The organism is Streptomyces sp. PT12, assembly GCF_003311645.1.
Classification (GTDB): domain Bacteria; phylum Actinomycetota; class Actinomycetes; order Streptomycetales; family Streptomycetaceae; genus Streptomyces.
Genome location: NZ_QEST01000037.1, coordinates 26,136 through 43,329, shown reverse-complemented (window position 1 = coordinate 43,329; position 17,194 = coordinate 26,136). Strand labels below are relative to the sequence as shown.

Below are 17,194 nucleotides of genomic sequence, written 5' to 3'. Positions count from 1 at the left end.
AGTCCCGGCGCCCGTGCCGGGCGGCGGGGGCGCGGCCGACCTGGCGAGCGCCGACACCCACAAGTCGACGGCGGGCCCGCTCGGCGGCCCGCCAAGCCCCCCCGGCGGCAGGGGCGCCGCCGTGCCGCCGCCGCCGGGGGCGCCTGGCGCGCCTGGCGCGCCCGCCAGGCCAGGTCCTCCGCGGCCGCCCGACCCTTCGGGCACGGACGACGCGGGCGCCTATGTGCCGACCCAGACCGTGGACCCCGACATCGTGGCCTCCCTGCGCAACCCGGGGCAGCCCACGCCGCCGCAAAGCCCAGGCGCGCCGCCACAAGGCCCAGGCGCACCGTCTCCAGGCCCAGGCGCGCCCCCACCGGGCCAAGGCACGCCGCCACCGCCCCCGGGCCCGAGCGGCTACGGCTACCCGCAGGCGGGCGGCTACGGCTATCCGCCGCAGGCCCAACCCACCGTCGGCTCCGGGTACATGGCGGTCCTGCGCTATCGCGCCCCCGACGGCTCCGAGCAGCAGCTGATCCGTCGCTCGGCACCCGGCATGCCGCACCCCGAGTGGCAGATCCTGCACGAGCTGTACGCGATGAACGTTCCCCCGCAGCAGGTCATCGAGCTGCACACCGAGTTGCAGTCGTGCGAGCTGCCCGGCGGGTACTGCGCGCGGATGATCAGGGAGACCTGGCCGCAGGTGCGCATCACGCACACCGCCGCCTACGGGCGCGACCTGGCGTCGCGTCAGGCGGGAGTGCGCCATCTGGTGGAGCATCAGGACGAGTTGCAGCAGTTCGCGGACGGGCCGCAGCGCTCGGCGCCGGTGCGCGCGCCGCTGCCGCAGCAGCACCCGGCGCCCGCCGTGGGCCTCGATGTGATCGGGCAGGAGCTTGCGCAGGCGTTCGGGCCGCAGGGGGTGTTCCGCTACACGCCGCAGACGGTGTCGCGGCACGGCGTTCCCGAGATCGTGCAGCAGACGCTGCTGTGGTCGGGGCTGCCGCTGGAGATCGGGCCGTTCTTCTGGGCGCAGGCCCAGCCCGGGCGCCCGGTGCCCACGCTCGCCGAGGTCGCGATGGAGCGCGGCGTGCAGCCGAGCCCCGACGCGGGCTCCTACCTCGTGATGGGCACCGACTTCGGGCGGCAGATCTGCGTCCAGTACGGCACGGCCGCGATCGTGGCGGTGCCGCTGGAGATCGACCAGGGCGGGCCCGTTCCGCCGCAGTTCGTGAACGCGTCGCTGCCGCAGTTCGCCCGCTGCATGGCGCTGCTCGGGCGGATGTGGCGGCTGCGCCTCGGGCTCAACTCCGAGCAGGCGGGCCGCTGGACGACCGACTTCCAGGCGCAGCTCGCCTCGCTCGACCCGATGGCGGTGGCGGACCCGGAGAGCTGGTGGTCGGTCCTTCTGGAGCAGATGTGGGACGGGCTGCTCTGAGGCGGCCCCCGACGACCGCGGACGATCACCGGTGACCGCAGGCGGTCCCTGACGGGTCACAACTCGACCGTCGCGGGCGGACTTTCCTTCGCGTTCGCCGGTAAGACCCGCCGTGCAGGGGATCATTGGCGTATGACGGGGTTTCCCACGGCGCGCGGCAGGGGCTATCAGCCGCGCCAGGTGGACGAGGCGATGGCCGCGCTCGGCCGCGAGCGGGACGCGGCGTGGCGCAGGCTGGCCGAGCTGAGCCTGCGCGTGGAGGCGATGTCGCGCGAGGCGGAGCGGCTGACCGCCGCGGTGGCCGCGCTGCCGCCGCAGACGTTCCACTCGCTCAGCGACCGGGCGCGCGAGCTGCTGGCCGAGGTGGAGGCCGAGGCGGCCGAGCTGCGCGACGACGCGGAGACCGAGGCCAGGCGGCTGCTCGACGCCGCGGCCGACGCGGCGCGCGCGCTGCGCGCCGAGGCCGGGGAGGCGGCGGCGCGCTCCCGCGCGGGCGCGGACGCGGCGGCCGACACCGCGGTGGCGGCGGCCGAGGAGAGCGCGGGGCGCCTGCTCGACGACGCGCGCCGCCGGGCCGCGGCCGTGCGCGAGCGCGCCGCGGCGGCGTTCGCCGAGGTGGAACGCCGCTGCGCCGCGCTGCTCGCCGACCAGCGCCGCGGCCAGGCCGCGGCGGCGAACGCCCTGCGCGCCAACCTGGCCGCGCGCGAGGCCGAGACCGACGCCAGGGTGGCCGAGCTGACGGCGCGCGCCGACTCCACGCTGAGGCGCGCCCGGCGCGACCTGGCGGACGCCGCCGCCGAGGCGCGCGCCCGCGACGACGCGGCGGAGGCCAGGCGCGCCGAGCTGCTGGCGGACGCCCGCGTGCGCCGCCAGCGCGTGGAGCGCGAGAGCGAGGAGGTCGTGCGCGACCTGGAGGAGCGCTCGGACCAGGTGCGCGCGCACCTGGCGCACATCCGCACGACGCTGGCGAGCCTGACGGGCCGCACCCCGCGCCGCCAGGGGCGCGAGCCCGAGGGGAGGCCCTGGCGGGAGGAGACCGGGCCCGCGGAGTAGGGCTCGGTATTCTCGGAAACCCTCGAACCCCGCACATGAAGGACACGATCCCCGTGAGCTCAAGCCCTCCGGCAGCCGTCATCGTTCTCGCAGCGGGAGAGGGGACCCGCATGAAGTCAGCCAAGCCCAAGGTGCTGCACGACATCTGCGGCCGCTCGCTGCTCGGCCATGTGGTCACCGCCTGCCGGGAGCTGACGCCCGATGAGCTGGTGGTGGTCGTGGGGCACGGGCGCGAGGCGGTGGAGGCGCACCTCAGGGAGACCGATCCGGGGGCGCGCGTCGCGGTGCAGCACGAGCGGCGCGGGACGGCGGACGCCGTGCGCGCCGGGCTCGACGCGCTGGTGAAGGCGCCCGAGGCGGGCACGGTCCTGGTGACGTGCGGGGACATCCCGATGCAGACGCCCACGACCCTGGCCGCCCTGGCCAGGGCGCACGCCACCCAGGGGAACGCCGTGACGGTGCTCACGGTCGAGGTGCCCGACGCGACCGGCTACGGCCGGGTGCTCAGGGACGGCGAGGGCGCGGTCACCCGGATCGTGGAGCACAAGGACGCCTCGCCCGAGCAGCTGGCGGTCCGCGAGGTCAGCTCGGGCGTCTTCGCGTTCGACGGCGCGCTGCTCGCCCACGCGCTCACCCGCGTGACCACGGACAACGCCCAGGGCGAGGAGTATCTGCCCGATGTGCTGACGATCCTGCGCGACGAGGGCCACCGCGTGGGCGCGCTGCTCGCGGCCGACCACCTGGAGCTGGCGGGCATCAACAACCGCGTGCAGCTGGCCACCGCGCGCCGCGCGCTCAACGACCGCCTGCTTGAGCGCGCCATGCTGGCCGGGGTCACGGTGGTGGACCCGGCGACGACCTGGGTGGACGCGGGCGTGACGTTCGAGCCCGACGCGGTGGTGCACCCCGGCACGCAGCTGCTCGGCGCGACGCACGTGGCCGAGGGCGCGGAGGTGGGCCCCAACTGCCGCCTCGCGAACACCGAGGTGGGCGCGGGCGCGCAGGTGGTGAACACGGTGGCGGACGGCGCGCGGATCGGCGCGGGCGCGAAGGTGGGGCCCTTCGCCTATCTCCGCCCCGGCACGGTCCTTGGCCCCGGGGCCAAGGCGGGCACGTTCGTGGAGACGAAGAACGCCTCGATCGGCGAGGGCACCAAGGTGCCGCACCTCTCCTACGTGGGCGACGCGACCATCGGCGACCACACCAACATCGGCGCCGCCAGCGTCTTCGTGAACTACGACGGCGAGGCCAAGCACCACACCACGGTGGGGAGTCACTGCAAGACGGGCTCCGACAACATGTTTGTGGCGCCGGTCTCGATCGGCGACGGCGCCTACACGGCGGCGGGTTCGGTCATCACGCGGGACGTCCCCCCGGGATCACTCGCCGTAGCCAGGGGCCAGCAGCGGAACATCGACGGCTGGGTCGCGCGCAAGCGCCCGGGCTCCGAGGCGGCGAGGGCGGCCGAGGCCGCTCTAGCTGCGGCGGAACACCCGCGGGGCGAGGCATAGAGGGGGCATAAGGGGCGCGTAAAGGGGGCGTACGGTAGAGGGTGGCCCATCGGGGTGCACGAGGGTGACACACACCAAGGAGACGTACTGTGACCGGGATCAAGACCACCGGCGAGAAGAAGCTGATGCTGTTCACCGGCCGCGCCTACCCCGAGTTGGCGCAGGAGGTCGCCGACGAACTGGGTGTGGGGCTCGTCCCGACCAAGGCCAGGGACTTCGCCAACGGTGAGATCTATGTGCGCTTCCAGGAGTCGGTGCGCGGCGCCGACTGCTTCCTGATGCAGAGCCACACGGCGCCCATCAACAAGTGGATCATGGAGCAGCTCATCATGATCGACGCCCTCAAGAGGGCGTCGGCGCGGTCGATCTCGGTGATCATCCCGTTCTACGGCTATGCCCGCCAGGACAAGAAGCACCGCGGCCGTGAGCCCATCTCGGCCCGGCTGATGGCGGATCTGCTCAAGACCGCGGGCGCGGACCGGATCATCACGATGGACCTCCACGCGGACCAGGTGCAGGGGTACTTCGACGGGCCCGTTGACCACCTGTTCGCGCTTCCCGTCCTCACCGACTACATCGGCAGCCGCGTGGACCGCGCCAAGCTGACGGTGGTCTCGCCGGACGCGGGGCGCGTGCGCGTGGCCGACCGCTGGGCGGACCGGCTCGCGGCGCCGCTCGCCATCGTGCACAAGCGGCGCGACCCCGACGTGGCGCACCAGGTCACGGTGCACGAGGTCGTCGGCGACGTCGACGGCCGGGTGTGCGTGCTGGTGGACGACATGATCGACACGGGCGGCACGATCTGCGCGGCGGCGGACGCGCTCTTCGCCAACGGCGCGGAGGACGTCATCGTGGCGGCGACGCACGGCGTCCTGTCAGGGCCCGCGGCGGACCGCCTGAAGAACTCGCGGGTGAGCGAGTTCATCTTCTCCAACTCCCTTCCCACGCCGCGGCAGGTGGCGCTCGACAAGATCACCGTGCTGTCGATGGCCCCGACGATCGCCCGCGCGGTCCGCGAGGTCTTCGAGGACGGCTCGGTGACCAGCCTGTTCGAGGGCAACGCGTAAGGGGGGCGCGCCGGGCCCGGTTCCGGGTCGTTAGACTCCTGGGGTTGCTCGGCGAGGGAGGGTCCCGGTTCGGGGCTCGTCCGTTATCGACGCGCTGTCCTTGGCAGGGTCCTCCGGGGCCGGGTGACGTGTCGCGTCCCGATCCCGAGGGACCCCCAAGGAGGAGTGCAGCCATGGCTGATGTGAAGATCGCGGCGCAGTCGCGCACCGAGTTCGGCAAGGGCGCGTCGCGCCGCATCCGTGGCGCGGGCAAGGTGCCCGCCGTCATCTACGGGCACGGCGCCGAGCCCGTGCATGTGACCCTGCCGGGCCACGAGCTGATGATGGCGCTCAAGACCCCCAACGTCCTGATCACCCTGGACATCGAGGGCCGCGAGGAGCTGGTGATCCCCAAGGCCGTCCAGCGCGAGGCCATCCGCGGCTTCCTGGTCCACCTCGACCTGCTGATCGTCAAGCGCGGCGAGAAGGTCACGGTCGAGATCCCGATCGTGACCGAGGGCGAGGTCGGCCCTGGCGGCGGCCTGCTTGAGCACGTGCTGAGCGCCCTGCCCGTCGAGGCCGAGGCCACCCACATCCCCGAGTCGGTCACCGTCTCCGTCGATGGTCTTGAGGTCGGCTCCTCGATCCTGGCCAAGGACATCGCGCTGCCCAGCGGCACGACGCTGGCCATCGACGGCGAGGACGTGGTGATCCAGGTGCTCCAGCCGCAGGCCGAGGAGCCCGCGGCCGAGGGCGCGGGTGAAGAGGGGGCCGAGGAGCCCGCCACCGCCTGATGGAAGAGCCCTGGCTGATCGTGGGTCTCGGGAACCCGGGACCCCAGTACGCGGGCAACCGGCACAACGTCGGCTTCATGGTCGCGGACCTGCTCGCCGCCCGGATCGGCGGCGCGTTCAAGGCGCACAAGGCGCGCGCCTCGGTGCTCGATGGGCGCCTGGGCGCCCCGGGCGCGGGCGGTCCCCGGGTGGTGCTGGCCAAGCCCCAGTCGTTCATGAACCTCTCGGGCGGCCCGGTGACCGCGCTCAGCACGTTCTACCGGGTGCCGCCCGAGCGGCTCGTGGTCGTCCACGACGAGCTGGACATCGGCTACGGCGTGCTGCGGCTCAAGCGGGGCGGCGGGGACAACGGGCACAACGGCCTGAAGTCCATCACCGGTTCGCTGGGCCGCGACTACTGCCGCGTCCGCTTCGGCGTCGGCCGCCCGCCGGGCCGGATGGACGTCGCGGCCTATGTGCTGCGGGACTTCTCCACGACCGAGCGCAAGGAGCTCGACTACTTCGTGGACCGGGCGGCCGACGCGGTCGAGGCGCTGGTCACCGAGGGTCTGGAGCGGGCGCAGGGCGCGTTCAACGGGTGACGTCCACCGCGGGGAACGCCCGTGGCTCGCCCGGTGAACGCCCCACGGGGGTTGACCGCGCGCATGGCCTTGGCCAAGGATCTGCGCATGTCCGCCACCGGCGCCACCGGCGCCACCCGCACCGTCCCGCGCGAACGCGCCCGCCGCACCGGGCGTGGCGCGCACGGGGCGCTGCGGGTGGCGCGGTCGGCGTTCGTCTGGCTGCTCGCGGCGTTCCTGGTGGCCGCGGGCGGGTGGGCGTCGTACGACCCGGTGAGGGACGCGGTGATGGCCGAGGGCCGGGAGCGCTCCACGATGACGCTGGTCGCATGCGGCCGCGACGCGTGCACCGGGACGCTGGCCAGCACGGGCGAGACGGTCGTGCTCCGGCAGGTCATCGCCCGCGAGGAGGGCGAGCGCGTCGATGTCGCGCTGCGCCCCGGCGGCGACGAGGCCGTGCGCACCGGGGCCGCGGGCGCGCTCTACGCGGCCCTTCCGCTCATGGGCGCGCTGCTCATGGCGGCCGTGGTGATCGGCGGCGGGCTGCGCCTGTACCGCACGGCGTGGGCCATGGCGGGCGGGGCGCTCGCGGCGCTGCTCGCGACGTTCGCCCTGTGGATCTGACTCAGCGCGGACCTGACTCAGCGCGGACCTGCCTCAACCCGTGGGGGCGGGTGGGCTGGCGCGGCGGGCGGCGATCACCATGACCAGCACCGCCGCCACCGCGCACAGCGCGCCCGACACCGTCCAGGCCAGGTCGTAGGAGCCGGTGACGTCCCTGATCACCCCGGCGCCGAACGCCACGACCGCCGCGCCCAGTTGGTGCGAGGCCAGCACCCAGCCGAAGACGACGGCCGCGTCATCGCCGAAGTGCTCGCGGCACAGCGCGATCGTGGGCGGCACGGTGGCCACCCAGTCGAGGCCGTAGAACGCGATGAACAGCAGCATCGGCGGGTGCACCGACTCGGCGAGCAGCGTCGGCAGGAAGAGCAGCGAGACGCCGCGCAGGCCGTAGTAGACCGCGAGCAGCCTGCGCGGGTCGTAGCGGTCGGTCAGCCAGCCGGAGAAGACCGTGCCGACCAGGTCGAAGACGCCGATGACGGCGAGCAGCGAGGCCGCGACCGGCACGGGCATGCCGTGGTCGTGGGCGCCCGGCACGAAGTGGGTGCCGATCAGGCCGTTGGTGGAGGCGCCGCAGATCGCGAACGAGACCGCGAGCAGCCAGAACACCCGCGTGTGCACGGCCGAAGCGAGCGCGCCGACGGCCCGCGCGGCCGCGCCCCCGGACGGGCGGGGGGCCGGGGCCCAGTCGGCGGGAGCGCCGTACGGGGCGAACCCGATGTCCTCGGGCCGGTCGCGCAGCCGCCACAGCGCGAGCGGCACGACGGCGAGCGCACACAGCGCGACGGCCACCGCGGCGGCCCGCCATCCCGGGCCATCGGCGAGCAGGCCGACGATCGGCAGGAAGACCAGGTTCCCCGCGGCGCCGCCCGCCGTGAGGATGCCGGTGACCAGGCCGCGCCGTGCGACGAACCAGCGCGCCGCGACCGTGCTCGCGAACGCCAAGGCCATCGACCCCGAGCCCAGGCCGACCAGCACGCCCCAGCAGAGCACCAGCTGCCACTGGGCGTTCATGAAGACGGTCAGCCCGCTGCCCACCGAGATCAGCACGAGCGCGCCCGTGACGACGCGGCGTATGCCGTAACGCTCCATGAGCGCGGTGGAGAACGGCGCGGTGAAGCCGTAGAGCAGCAGGTTGACCGAGACGGCGAACGAGATGCCGCCGCGCGACCAGCCGAACTCCTCGTGCAGCGGGTCGATCAGCACGCCGGGCGCGGCCCTGAAGCCCGCCGCGCCGATCAGGACGAGGAACGACACGGCCGCGACCCACCACGCGGGGTGCACGCGGGACGCGGGGCGCGGGGGAAGCGCCGACACGGTGGCTGTCCCCGCGGTGGACGAGGGCTCGGTGCTGGTCACCCCATGAGCCTGCGGGTCGGGCGCCGCCCGGGGCGAGTGGCCCGATGGCCATGCTGTGCAAGGATCGGGCCATGAGCGTGTTCGGGAACGACGGCCGCCACCGGGTCGCCGTGCTGGTGCGGCACGGCCTGCTGCCGATCGAGGTGGGCATCGTGCACCGCCTGATGGGGCGCGCCGGGACGGCGGCGGGCGATCCGCTGTACGAGGTGGTGACGTGCGGCGTCACGCCCGGCGAGACGCGCACCGACGCGGACTTCACGATCCATGTGCCGCACGGGCCCGAGGCGCTGGCCGAGGCCGAAACGGTGATCGTCCCCGCCGCCCACGGCCATGTGACCGAGCTGACGGGCGCGCTCCCGCCCGACCTCGCCGCCGCCCTGGCCCGGATCCGCCCGAAGGCGCGCGTCGCGTCGATCTGCACCGGCGCGTTCGTCCTCGCGGCGGCCGGGCTGCTCGACGGGCGGCGGGCCACCACACACTGGGCCTCGTGCGAGCGCTTCGCGAAGCTGTTCCCCGGCGTCCTGCTGGCGCCCGACATCCTCTACACCGAGGACCGCGCGGGCGAACGCCTCGTGCTGACCTCGGCCGGGGTCGCGTCAGGGGTCGACCTGTGCCTGCACCTGGTGCGTTCGGACTTCGGCGCCTCGGTCGCCAACTCGGTGGCCCGCCGCACGCTCGTCCCGCCCCATCGGGACGGGGGGCAGGCGCAGTTCACCGAGCGCCCGGTGCCCGCGCCCAGGGCGCGTTCGACGGAGCGCGCGCGGGCATTCGCGCTCGACCATCTCCACACGCCGCTGACGCTGCGCGACCTGGCGGCGCGCGAGGCGATGTCGGTGCGGACGTTCACCCGCCGCTTCCGCGAGGAGACCGGCGTCTCCCCGCAGCGGTGGCTCACCGTCCAGCGCGTGGAACGGGCCAGGCGGCTGCTTGAGGAGACCGACCTGCCGGTCGACCGGGTCGCGGACGCGGCGGGCTTCGGCACGGCCGCGTCGATGCGGCAGCACCTCCAGGCCGCGCTCGGCGTCTCGCCGAGCGCCTACCGCCGCACGTTCCGCGCGGCGGCGGGCTGAGCGGGCGGCGGGCTGAGCGGGCATCGGGCCGGAAGAGCGGTGGCAACGGCTCAGCCGGTGTTGCGCAGGCCCGCCGCCACGCCGTTGACGGTCAGGAGCAGCGCCCGCGACAGCAGCTGGTCGGGCTCCTCGCCGCGCCGCGCCGCCTCGCGCTGCCGGTGCAGCAGCGTGACCTGGAGGTAGGAGATCGGGTCGAGGTAGGCGTCCCTGATGCGCAGCGTCCGCTGGAGCGCGGGGTTGGCGTCAAGCAGCTCGCGCTCGCCTGTGATGCGCAGCACCTCGGCCACGGTCAGCGCGTGCTCGGCCTCGATCGTGGCGAAGACGTGCCGCAGGTCGTCGGGCACGAGCGTCTCGACATAGTGCCTGGCGATCCGCAGGTCCGTCTTGGAGAGCGTCATCTCGACGTTCGACAGGAAGTTGCGGAAGAAGTGCCAGTGCTCGTACGCCTCGCCCAGCACGTCGTCGAGCCCCGCCTCGCGGGCCGCGCGCAGCCCCGAGCCCACCCCGAACCACCCCGGCACGATCTGCCGCGACTGCGTCCAGCCGAACACCCACGGGATCGCCCGCAGCCCGTCGAGGCCCGCGCCGCTGTCGGGGCGGCGCGAGGGGCGCGAGCCCAGGTGCAGCTCGGCGAGCTGGTCCACGGGCGTCGAGGCGAAGAAGTACGCGGGGAGGTCGGGGTCCTCGACCAGGCGACGATAGGCGGTGTGGGCGACGTCGGAGACGGTGTCCATCGCCGCGTCCCAGCGGGCCAGAGCCTCCTGCGACTGGCGCGGCGCGGTGTGCAGCGCGGACGCCTGGAGCGTCGCGGAGACCGTCAGCTCCAGGTTCTCCCTGGCGAGGGAGGGCACCAGGTACTTGTCGGAGATGACCTCGCCCTGCTCGGTGACCTTGATCTCGCCCTCGAGCGTGCCCCACGGCTGCGCCAGGATCGCGTCGTGCGTGGGACCGCCGCCCCTGCCGACCGTGCCGCCCCTGCCGTGGAAGAGCCGCAGCCGCACCCCGTGCCGGTGCGCCACGTCGCGCAGCCGCCGCTGGGCGCGGTGGATCTCCCACTGCGACGTGGTGATCCCGCCGAACTTCGACGAGTCGCTGTACCCGAGCATGACCTCCTGCACGTCGTCGCGCAGCGAGACCAGGCGGCGGTAGGAGGGGTCGGACAGCATCGAGTCGAGGAGCTTGTCCGCGATCCTCAGCTCGTCGGTCGTCTCAAGCAGCGGAACGATCCCGATCCGCGCCCATCCGGCGTGCAGGTCGATCAGCCCGGCCTCACGCGCCAGGACGGCCGCGGCAAACACGTCGTCCGCGCCCTGACACATCGAAATGATGTACGACTCGATGATCTCGGGGCCAAAGGTCTCAAGCGCCTTGCGGACCGTCTCGAAGACGCCGAGCGTCTTCGCGCCCGCCTCGTCGAGCGGCGCGGGCGTCGGCGCCAGCGGCCTGCGCGAACGCAGCTCCCTGGCCAGCAGCTTGGTCCGGTACTCGCGCGGCATGTCCGCGTACCGCCAGGACTCCTCGCCCAGCCGGTCGAAGAGCTGGCCGAGCGCGTGGTGGTGGGCGTCGGCGTGCTCGCGGACGTCCATGGTGGCGAGCTGGATGCCGAACGCGGCCAGCGTCCGCATCAGCCGCTCGAGCCGCCCGTCGGCGATGAGCCCGCCCTTGTGCTCGCGCAGCGACGTCTGCACGACCCGCAGGTCGTCGAGCAGCTCACCGGTCCCCAGGTAGTCGCGGCCCGGCACGTGCGGGGCGTCGTCGGCCAGCCTCGTCCGGGTGTTGACCAGCTTCTGCCGGATGCAGGTGACCTTGAGGCGGTAGGGCTCCTCGGCGTTGAGCCGCTTGTACCGCGGGGTGATCTCGGGCAGCGCCTCCAGGTCGCGGGCGAGCGAGTCGAGCAGGACCTGGCTGGCGCCCGAGTTCCTGATGGAGTTGGACAGGGCGCTGCGCAGCTCGTCGATGTGCCGCAGCGCGCTGCTGATGCCGTGCTCGTGCTGGAGCAGCAGCACGTCCCACGTCACGGACGGCGTGACGTTGGGGTTGCCGTCGCGGTCGCCGCCGATCCAGGTGCCGAACGTCAGCGGCCTGCCGCCCGTGGGCAGCGGCGCCCCGGCCCGCTCCAGCTCGGTGGCCAGGTCCTCAAGCACGTCGCCCACGGCGCCCGCGTGCAGCTCGTCCAGGTAGTAGACGGCGTTGCGCGCCTCGTCGGCGGGCTCGGGGCGGGCCACGCGCAGCTCGTCGGTCTGCCAGATCAGGTCGATGTTCTCCGCGAGGCGCAGATCGGTGCGCCGCCGGTCGCCGCCGTGCTCGTGCTCGGGGTGGTCGAGCAGCTCGGCGATCTTGCGCAGCTTGGTCAGCACCGAGCGGCGCGCGGCCTCCGTGGGGTGCGCGGTGAACACGGGCCGCACCCCGAGGTTGGCCACGGTCTGCCGCAGATGGGCCGGATCGGCGTCCTTGAGCATGTCGGCGGTGCGCGACAGCTCGCCGCCCACCGCGGCCCTGCGCTCGCGCAGCTCACGCCCTCGGTGCACCTGCTCGGTGACGTTCGCCAGGTGGAAGTACGTGGAGAACGCCCGGACCAGCTTGGCCGCGGTCACCAGGTCGGTGCCGCCGAGCAGCGCGGCCGCCGCCTCCCCGTCGCTGCGGGTCAGCGCCCTGACGCGCTCGACGAGATCGAGCAGCTCGGGCCCGTCCTGGCGGACCAGCGTCTCGCCCAGGAGGTCACCGAGACGGCGGATGTCGGCGCGCAGCGCGCTACTGCTTTCCGGCGCCCCCTTGGCGTCCGGGATGTCGGTGACGCCGGACGTCTCCGGCTTGGGCTGACGATCGGGACTGCTCACAGTGCGGCTCCTCGCGGCGGACTGCTCCGGCAGGTCGATGGCACATGGCGGACCGCGTTGTCCGGCACGCTCCATCGTAGTGAGCGAGCCGCACGCGGTGGTCACCTCGCCGTCACCCGGTCGTGAGGGCCAGGGGGCCCGCTGGCGAGCGGCGATACTTACGATGCCGTAGGTTACGGTCCCGTAGGTGGCTGAAGCCCTCCTTAACGCTTCTTCTCCCCCCAAGGAAAAGCCCATGTCCACACCCCAGGACCTTGAGTCCACGCCCTCGGCGACCGCGACAGCGTCCGCGACCCTCGGCGGCGAGCAGCGCCGCTCGGTCGAGCAGGTCGCCCTGCTCCTCTTCATCGTCGTCCCCTTCGTGGCCCTGGTGGCCGCGGTGCCCCTGGCCTGGGGCTGGGGCGTCAGCTGGCTCGACATCGCCCTGCTCGTGGCGTTCTACTTCCTCGGCTGCCACGGCATCACCATCGGCTTCCACCGGTACTTCACGCACGGGGCGTTCAAGGCCAAGCGGCCTCTGCGCGTCGCGCTGGCCATCGCCGGGTCGATGGCCGTCGAGGGCCCGCTGGTGCGGTGGGTCGCCGACCACCGCAAGCACCACAAGCACTCGGACGCTGAGGGCGACCCGCACTCCCCCTGGCGCTACGGCGAGACGCTGCCCGCGCTGCTCAAGGGGCTGTGGTGGGCCCACATGGCCTGGATGTTCGACACCGAGCAGACGCCCCAGCAGAAGTACGCGCCCGATCTGATCAAGGACCCGGTCACCCGGCGCGTCTCGCGCCAGTTCGTGCTGTGGACGGTGGTCTCCCTGACCCTGCCCGCGCTGATCGGCGGGCTCGCGACGTGGTCGTGGCAGGGCGCGGCCAGCGCGTTCTTCTGGGGCTCGCTGGTCCGCGTCGCCCTGCTGCACCATGTGACCTGGTCGATCAACTCGATCTGCCACGCGACGGGCAAGCAGCCGTTCAAGTCCCGCGACCGCTCGGGCAACGTGTGGTGGCTCGCGGTCCTCTCGTGCGGCGAGTCCTGGCACAACCTCCACCACGCCGACCCCACGTGCGCCAGGCACGGCGTGGACCGCTGGCAGCTCGACTCGAGCGCCCGGCTCATCCGCTGGTTCGAGAAGGCGGGCTGGGTCTATGACGTTCGCTGGCCCAAGCGGTCACGCATCGACGCCAAGCGAAACGATCCCCATACCGAGCCTGGGGAAAACCGTAAGGAAGCGGCCACCGCCCACGCGGCATGATGGGGTCCGTGGCGACCGACAACAGCATCAAGGGCAGTGGCAAGGACAGGCCGGAGCGACCGGCCAGGACCCCGCGGCGGGCCCGCCGGAGAATGACCGGCACCGAGCGCAGGGAGCAGTTGCTCGACATCGGCCGCACTCTCTTCGCCGAACGCGGCTTCGAGGGCACGTCCGTGGAGGAGATCGCCGCCAAGGCGGGCGTCTCCAAGCCGGTGGTCTACGAGCACTTCGGCGGCAAGGAGGGCCTCTACGCGGTCGTCGTGGACCGCGAGATGAGCCGCCTGCTGTCCATGGTGACCGGCGCCCTGACCGCGGGGCACCCCAGGGAGCTGCTCGAACAGGCGGCGTTCGCCCTGCTCGACTACATCGAGCAGTACACCGACGGCTTCCACATCCTGGTGCGCGATTCGCCGGTGGCGCAGTCCACCGGGACCTTCGCCTCGCTCATCGGCGACATCGCCACCCAGGTCGAGGACATCCTGGGGCACGAGTTCAAGAGCCGTGGCTACGACCCCAAGCTGGCGCCGATATACGCGCAGGCGCTCGTGGGGATGGTGGCGTTGACCGGCCAGTGGTGGCTGAGCGCGCGCAAGCCCAAGAAGGCCGAGGTGGCCGCCCACCTGGTGAACCTCGCCTGGAACGGCCTCCAGGGCCTCGACCACAGCCCCCGCCTGGTCGGCCACCGCCGCACGTGAGCGCCCGCGCCTTTCGCGTGGAACGCCGCCCCCGTTGAAAACGCCGCGACCCCCTCGCCGGGACCCAAAGGTCCCGGGAGGGGGTCGTGCGGTGCGGAGCGCCGGAGAAGAAGGCCGAAGAACCCGGAGCCCGCGTTGGCGACGCGGATTCGTCAGTGCTCGCTGACGCCGTTTTCCGAGAGGAGCGACAGGTCCGACAGCAGCTTGGACAGCGGGTCGTCGCCGTCGATCTGGGTGGAGTTGTCGTTGCAGTACTGCTGCGGCTGGCTGGACAGGATGTCGTCCAGGCCGACGTTGACCAGACCGACGATGCTCTGAGCGGTCGTGTTCGGCAGGGCCGGGATGCACAGGTCGTTCAGCGAGCCGTTGATCAGGGCCATGTTCGGGCTCATGGTGCCACCGGTGGTGGTGTTGCCGTAGAGCTTGGCGGACCCGTTGCCGTTGACCGTCTCGTGACCGGCGTCCCCACCGATGGCCATCGCCGGGGCGGCGGCGACTCCGACGGCGCCGACGGCGGAGGCCGCGATGGCAGCCGTGGCAAGCGTCTTCTTGATCACTAGCTTGTCCTTCCGAGTTCTCTTGAATGCCCTGTTTCTGGAGCGACCTGCACAACGCGCCTGGGCGGATTCGGTTGTCGGCGTTCACCCGAATCGCCCAACGCCGTTGCCCTATCGGCGTTCGGCTGACGTGGCCACGGCGAAGACCCTGCGGAAGGGGAACAGGGTGCCGTGCGGGCCTGGCGGATAGGCGGCGCGCAGGGCGTCGCGGAACTCCCCGACGAACGCCTCACGCGCCCCCGGGTCGCCATCGAGCGCGGTCAGCACCGGGCGCAGTCCGGTGCCGAGTAGCCAGTCGAGGACCGGGTCATCGCCGGGCAGGAGGTGGAGGTAGGTGGTCTCCCACACGTCCACGGCGCAGCCGAGACCGGCAAGCACCTCGAAGTAGCCCTTCGGGGACAGCACGGCGTCGGGGTGGCGCAGGACGCCGCCGAGGCGGTCGCGCCAGCGGGGGCTCGCACACAGCTCGCGCATCAGGACATGGCTGGGGGCCGCGAAGTTCCCTGGGACCTGGAACGCCAACGCCCCGCCAGGGGCCAGGCCCGCGACCCACTCGGGGAAGGCCGAGGCATGGCCCGGGACCCACTGGAGCGCGGCGTTGGACAGGATCAGGTCGAATGGCTCGGCCGGGCGCCAGGTGGCGAGGTCGGCATGGGCGAAGGCGAGCGAGCCCGCGCCACCGGGGAAGGGACCCGCAAGGGCCGCGGCCTCGGCGAGCATCGCGTCGGAGTTGTCGTAGCCGGTGACGCGGGCGTCGGGCCAGCGCTCGGCGAGCAGCAGGCTGGGGCGCCCTGGGCCGCAGCCGAGGTCGGCGATCCGGGGCGCGGCGGGGAGCGCGGGGACGCGCGCGATCAGGTCGCGCAGGGGCCGGGCGCGGTCCTCGCTGTGGCGGGCGTACTGGGCGGGATCCCACTGGTCCAGGGGCGATACAGGAGCCATGGGACGATCGTACCGCCACTATCTCGATATCAAGAGACTTCATGTCGAGGGAACGCCTAGACTGGGGGCATGGAGGACGAGGTTGACCGGCTGGTGGCGGCCTGGCGGCGCGAGCGGCCCGACATCGACGTGGAGCCGCTCGAAGTGCTGAGCCGGGTCAGCAGGCTGGCCCGCCACCTCGACCGGGCCCGGCGCCTGGTGTTCGCCGAGCACCAGCTCGAGCCGTGGGAGTTCGACGTCCTCACGGCCCTGCGCCGGGCGGGCAGCCCGTATCAGCTCTCGCCCGGGCAGCTGCTCACCCAGACGCTGGTGACCTCGGGCACCATGACCAACCGGATCGACAGGCTGGCCAAGAAGGGCCTGGTCGAACGGCTCCCCGACCCCACCGACCGCAGGGGCGTGCTCGTGCGGCTCACGGTCACGGGACAGCGCCACGCGGACGGCGCCCTGTCGGGCCTCCTCGCCCAGGAGCGCGCGCTGCTCGGCGGGCTGACCGGCGCCCAGCGCCGCGAGCTTGCCGCGCTGCTGCGCCACCTGACGGCACCGTTCGACAACACCCCGGCGTAGGCGCGGCGTTCTCTCCCCCAGACTCCGTCCGGGGGGACCCCCAGGGAGGGACCCCCGGGGAGGTACCCCCATCCGGCTCGGGCGTCATGTGGCGGGGTCGGCAGGTGGGACGCCCGCCCGGCGTGCCAGCGCCACGGCGGCGAGGGTGGAGTGGACGCCGAGCTTGCCCAGGACGTTCTGCATGTGGGTGCGCACGGTGTGCGGGGAGAGGTAGAGGCGCTCGGCGACGGCCTTGCGACCCAGGCCCGCCAGCATGCACCGCAGCACCTCGAGCTCGCGCGGCGTCAGCGACTCGACGAGGCGCTGGTGCTCGCTGCGGTGGTGGCGGTCGCGGTGCAGCTCGCGCAGCACGCCGGTGAGCAGGGCGGGGGGCACATGCGTCTCGCCGCGCAGCACGCCGCGGATGACCTGAAGCAGCCGGGCGAGCGAGCTGTCCTTGGCGACCCAGCCCGAGGCGCCCGCGCCCAGGGCCGCCGCGGCCTGGGCGGCGTCGTCTTCTGCCGCGAGCATGACAGAGCGAAGGGCGGGAAGGCGTTCGGCCGCCATGGCCAGCAGGGACTCCTCTTCGGGCGCCGCGGCGGCGGCACCGTCCAGGTCGGCGTCGAGCAGCAGCACGTCGTAGGGCGGCTCGCCCCCCGCTCTGGCGCGTTCGATGACGTGCAGGGCGGCGGCGACGGTCCCGACGGCCGTCGCCTCGACGTCCTGCTCCGCGGTGAGCGCGGTGGCCAGCGACTCGGCGAAGATCCGGTGCCCGTCGACGACCAGCACCCGAATACGGTCCACAACTGCCCCTCGGCTCACGGTGAGTCGGGCCGGCGGGCGCGGCGCCCGTGCCCCCGGCGGGGCCGCCACGGCCGCCGCCGCGTCGGCACCGGTGAGGAGTCCTTGGCGCCGCACCCACCGCTCTCGCCCCCTGATCAGCACC

16 protein-coding genes are annotated in these 17,194 nt (G+C 73.2%); 11 read left to right on the top strand and 5 right to left on the bottom strand.

The window, feature by feature from the left end:
• The 7 genes from DEH69_RS04025 to DEH69_RS03995 all read left to right on the top strand — a co-directional run.
• A partial coding sequence (locus tag DEH69_RS04025; RefSeq protein WP_181727246.1) for an SUKH-4 family immunity protein occupies positions 1–1,417 on the top strand: 1,417 nt, incomplete at its 5' end.
• A gap of 132 nt (positions 1,418–1,549) precedes the next feature.
• On the top strand, positions 1,550–2,470 hold the full coding sequence (locus DEH69_RS31255; RefSeq protein WP_181727245.1) for a cellulose-binding protein: 921 nt from the start codon (positions 1,550–1,552) through the stop codon (positions 2,468–2,470).
• 53 nt (positions 2,471–2,523) lie between these two features.
• The gene (gene glmU / locus DEH69_RS04015; protein ID WP_113685482.1) at positions 2,524–3,981 is read left to right on the top strand and encodes a bifunctional UDP-N-acetylglucosamine diphosphorylase/glucosamine-1-phosphate N-acetyltransferase GlmU; all 1,458 of its coding nucleotides are present in this window, start codon (positions 2,524–2,526) and stop codon (positions 3,979–3,981) included.
• A gap of 89 nt (positions 3,982–4,070) precedes the next feature.
• Positions 4,071–5,048, top strand: a complete 978-nt coding sequence (locus tag DEH69_RS04010; RefSeq protein WP_113685479.1) for a ribose-phosphate diphosphokinase — start codon at positions 4,071–4,073, stop codon at positions 5,046–5,048.
• Between the two features lie 173 nt (positions 5,049–5,221).
• A complete protein-coding gene (locus tag DEH69_RS04005; RefSeq protein WP_113685478.1) occupies positions 5,222–5,821 on the top strand; it encodes a 50S ribosomal protein L25/general stress protein Ctc in 600 nt (199 codons plus the stop codon).
• Positions 5,821–6,402 carry an aminoacyl-tRNA hydrolase gene (gene pth / locus DEH69_RS04000; protein ID WP_113685477.1) on the top strand — a complete coding sequence of 194 codons (582 nt, stop codon included), beginning with the start codon at positions 5,821–5,823 and terminating at the stop codon, positions 6,400–6,402. The genes DEH69_RS04005 and pth overlap by 1 nt, the downstream gene beginning before the upstream one ends.
• Positions 6,403–6,489: 87 nt before the next feature.
• A complete protein-coding gene (locus tag DEH69_RS03995) occupies positions 6,490–7,005 on the top strand; it encodes a hypothetical protein (RefSeq protein WP_258534415.1) in 516 nt (171 codons plus the stop codon).
• A gap of 33 nt (positions 7,006–7,038) precedes the next feature.
• Here DEH69_RS03995 and DEH69_RS03990 read toward each other — a convergent pair whose 3' ends face one another.
• Positions 7,039–8,319, bottom strand: a complete 1,281-nt coding sequence (locus DEH69_RS03990) for an MFS transporter (RefSeq protein WP_258534417.1) — start codon at positions 8,317–8,319, stop codon at positions 7,039–7,041.
• An 86-nt stretch (positions 8,320–8,405) separates the two neighbouring features.
• Between DEH69_RS03990 and DEH69_RS03985 the strand changes: the two genes are divergently transcribed.
• The gene (locus DEH69_RS03985) at positions 8,406–9,431 is read left to right on the top strand and encodes a GlxA family transcriptional regulator (RefSeq protein ID WP_113685475.1); all 1,026 of its coding nucleotides are present in this window, start codon (positions 8,406–8,408) and stop codon (positions 9,429–9,431) included.
• A 50-nt stretch (positions 9,432–9,481) separates the two neighbouring features.
• Here the strand turns inward: DEH69_RS03985 and ppc are convergent, their stop codons facing one another.
• Positions 9,482–12,217, bottom strand: a complete 2,736-nt coding sequence (ppc, locus tag DEH69_RS03980) for a phosphoenolpyruvate carboxylase (protein WP_258534416.1) — start codon at positions 12,215–12,217, stop codon at positions 9,482–9,484.
• A gap of 286 nt (positions 12,218–12,503) precedes the next feature.
• On the opposite strand from ppc, the gene DEH69_RS03975 reads away from it, so the two are divergent.
• Both DEH69_RS03975 and DEH69_RS03970 read left to right on the top strand, forming a co-directional pair.
• Complete coding sequence (locus DEH69_RS03975; protein ID WP_113685473.1) at positions 12,504–13,511, top strand: fatty acid desaturase; 1,008 nt, start codon at positions 12,504–12,506, stop codon at positions 13,509–13,511.
• Positions 13,508–14,206, top strand: coding sequence for a TetR/AcrR family transcriptional regulator (locus DEH69_RS03970; RefSeq protein WP_147255394.1), 699 nt, complete (start codon positions 13,508–13,510; stop codon positions 14,204–14,206). The genes DEH69_RS03975 and DEH69_RS03970 overlap by 4 nt, the downstream gene beginning before the upstream one ends.
• Positions 14,207–14,358: 152 nt before the next feature.
• On the opposite strand, the gene DEH69_RS03965 is transcribed toward DEH69_RS03970, so the two are convergent.
• Together DEH69_RS03965 and DEH69_RS03960 are read right to left on the bottom strand one after the other, a co-directional pair.
• On the bottom strand, positions 14,359–14,763 hold the full coding sequence (locus DEH69_RS03965; RefSeq protein WP_113685471.1) for a rodlin: 405 nt from the start codon (positions 14,761–14,763) through the stop codon (positions 14,359–14,361).
• A gap of 111 nt (positions 14,764–14,874) precedes the next feature.
• Complete coding sequence (locus DEH69_RS03960) at positions 14,875–15,702, bottom strand: trans-aconitate 2-methyltransferase (protein WP_113685470.1); 828 nt, start codon at positions 15,700–15,702, stop codon at positions 14,875–14,877.
• A gap of 69 nt (positions 15,703–15,771) precedes the next feature.
• Between DEH69_RS03960 and DEH69_RS03955 the strand changes: the two genes are divergently transcribed.
• Complete coding sequence (locus tag DEH69_RS03955; RefSeq protein WP_113685469.1) at positions 15,772–16,269, top strand: MarR family winged helix-turn-helix transcriptional regulator; 498 nt, start codon at positions 15,772–15,774, stop codon at positions 16,267–16,269.
• Positions 16,270–16,353: 84 nt separating this feature from the next.
• Here DEH69_RS03955 and DEH69_RS03950 read toward each other — a convergent pair whose 3' ends face one another.
• Complete coding sequence (locus tag DEH69_RS03950; protein ID WP_220131177.1) at positions 16,354–17,052, bottom strand: response regulator transcription factor; 699 nt, start codon at positions 17,050–17,052, stop codon at positions 16,354–16,356.
• Positions 17,053–17,194: the final 142 nt, after the last annotated feature.

Bases quoted from the DNA above. Each gene is read 5' to 3' on its own strand.
- DEH69_RS31255 (WP_181727245.1), top strand. From the start codon at position 1,550: ATGACGGGGTTTCCCACGGCGCGCGGCAGGGGCTATCAGCCGCGCCAG.
- DEH69_RS04005 (WP_113685478.1), top strand. From the start codon at position 5,222: ATGGCTGATGTGAAGATCGCGGCGCAGTCGCGCACCGAGTTCGGCAAG.
- pth (WP_113685477.1), top strand. From the start codon at position 5,821: ATGGAAGAGCCCTGGCTGATCGTGGGTCTCGGGAACCCGGGACCCCAG.
- DEH69_RS03995 (WP_258534415.1), top strand. From the start codon at position 6,490: ATGTCCGCCACCGGCGCCACCGGCGCCACCCGCACCGTCCCGCGCGAA.
- DEH69_RS03985 (WP_113685475.1), top strand. From the start codon at position 8,406: ATGGCCATGCTGTGCAAGGATCGGGCCATGAGCGTGTTCGGGAACGAC.
- DEH69_RS03975 (WP_113685473.1), top strand. From the start codon at position 12,504: ATGTCCACACCCCAGGACCTTGAGTCCACGCCCTCGGCGACCGCGACA.
- DEH69_RS03970 (WP_147255394.1), top strand. From the start codon at position 13,508: ATGATGGGGTCCGTGGCGACCGACAACAGCATCAAGGGCAGTGGCAAG.
- DEH69_RS03960 (WP_113685470.1), bottom strand. From the start codon at position 15,702: ATGGCTCCTGTATCGCCCCTGGACCAGTGGGATCCCGCCCAGTACGCC.
- DEH69_RS03955 (WP_113685469.1), top strand. From the start codon at position 15,772: ATGGAGGACGAGGTTGACCGGCTGGTGGCGGCCTGGCGGCGCGAGCGG.